The sequence below is a fragment of the Catenibacterium sp. genome, from assembly GCF_052354645.1.
Taxonomy (GTDB): Bacteria; Bacillota_I; Bacilli_A; order Erysipelotrichales; family Coprobacillaceae; genus Catenibacterium; species Catenibacterium mitsuoka_A.
In genome coordinates this window covers 1-1,706 of the sequence record NZ_DAWDDM010000355.1, presented here as the reverse complement: position 1 = coordinate 1,706, position 1,706 = coordinate 1, and the positions used below count along the sequence as shown (strand labels likewise).

Sequence of the window (1,706 nt, the reverse complement as noted above, 5' to 3'; positions counted from 1 at the left end):
TAATCAAGGAAGTGGTGATATTATGGAAGAATTAAAGAAAGTAACTACAAGTCAAAATAGAATAGATTTATTACATGCTTCCTCTATTGATACGTTAGAAGATATTATTTATCATTATCCTTATAAATATGATGAAGTGACTGAAATATGGCCTCCTGTAGAAGACAAATGCTGTGTAGAGGGGGTTATCATAAGTAGTCCTAAGGTATTTTATAAAGGGCGTTTTTCTCGTATGACATTCAATGTAACGATTAAAGGCAATGATTATATAGTCACAATCTTTAATCGACATTTTCTTCGCCCTCATCTTACACTTAATCGCATTGTTACGTTACAAGGTAAGGTAGAAGGAAATCGTTTCACTGCTTCTAATATATTATTAAAGAATCTAGATCAATTATCAGGTATTACACCTGTCTATTCTTTAAAGGATGGACTTACAAGTCATGCTTTTTCCCAATATGTTAAAAAAGTATTAGTAATGAACATACCTATTGAAGATAGTCTTCCTATAGAAATAAGAGAAACAGTTGATCTCATGAGTAAGAAAGAAGCACTTTATGCAGTCCATTTTCCAATGAATCATGAACAACTACAAAAGGGTACTAAAACTCTTAAATATGAAGAATTCTTAAACTTTGAATTGGCTCTTTCTTATCGTAAAATGCAAAGAGAACAGGAAGTAGGCTATGCAAAGGATTTTTCTTTAGATGAAGTCAATGCCTTTATTCATACGCTTCCCTTTAAATTAACGAAAGATCAAAAACAAAGTGCTAAAGATATACTGTTAGATTTTCATAATCCAACAATCATGTATCGTTTCTTACAGGGAGATGTAGGAAGTGGTAAGACAATTGTGGCAGCTATAGGGTTATATGCCAATTATTTAAGTGGCTATCAAGGGGCTCTCATGGCACCGACTGAAGTGCTCGCAACGCAGCACTATAGTAAGCTTAAAAAGACATTTGAAGCATATGATATGAGTATTGCGTTACTCACAGGATCACTTACTTTAAAAGAAAAGAAAGAAATCTATGAAGGTTTAGAAAGTGGCGCTATTGATCTAGTTATTGGGACACATGCATTATTCCAGGAGAGCGTTCATTATAAAAAACTTGGATTTGTAGTAACAGATGAACAGCATCGTTTTGGAGTCAAACAAAGAAAAGCCTTAAAACAAAAAGGTGAAGGTGTTGACTTCCTTGTCATGAGTGCGACTCCTATACCTAGAACTCTTGCAATGAGTTTATATGGAGATATGGATGTTTCAAGTATAGAAACAAGACCTGAAGGTAGAAAGCCTATCCTAACAAAATATTTTGAAGGCAGTTCTATGAAGCCTTTCTTAAAGCAATTAAAAGATTATTTAGCTCAAGGTGGACAATGTTATGTCATCTGTCCTTTGATTGAAGATAATGAAGATCTTCCATTAAAAAGTGCTTTGGCTATTTATGAAGCGATGTCTTCTTATTTTAAAGGACATTATCAAACAGGGCTACTTCATGGTTCTTTAAAAGATGAAGAAAAAAATGCAGTGATGCAGGATTTTAAAGATAATAAAATACAAATTCTAGTCTCTACTACAGTGGTAGAAGTAGGGGTTGATGTTCCCAATGCGAATATGATGGTTATTTATAATGCTGAAAGATTTGGCTTATCTTCTATTCATCAGTTACGTGGTCGTATTGGAAGAGGAGACCAGCAGG

At 33.8% G+C, this 1,706-nt stretch carries 1 protein-coding gene; it reads left to right on the top strand.

Annotated elements, in window-relative coordinates:
- Window positions 1–22: 22 nt before the first annotated feature.
- Window positions 23–1,706: ATP-dependent DNA helicase RecG (locus ACT8VG_RS10925; RefSeq protein ID WP_444195894.1), on the top strand; the 1,684-nt coding region annotated here is incomplete at its 3' end.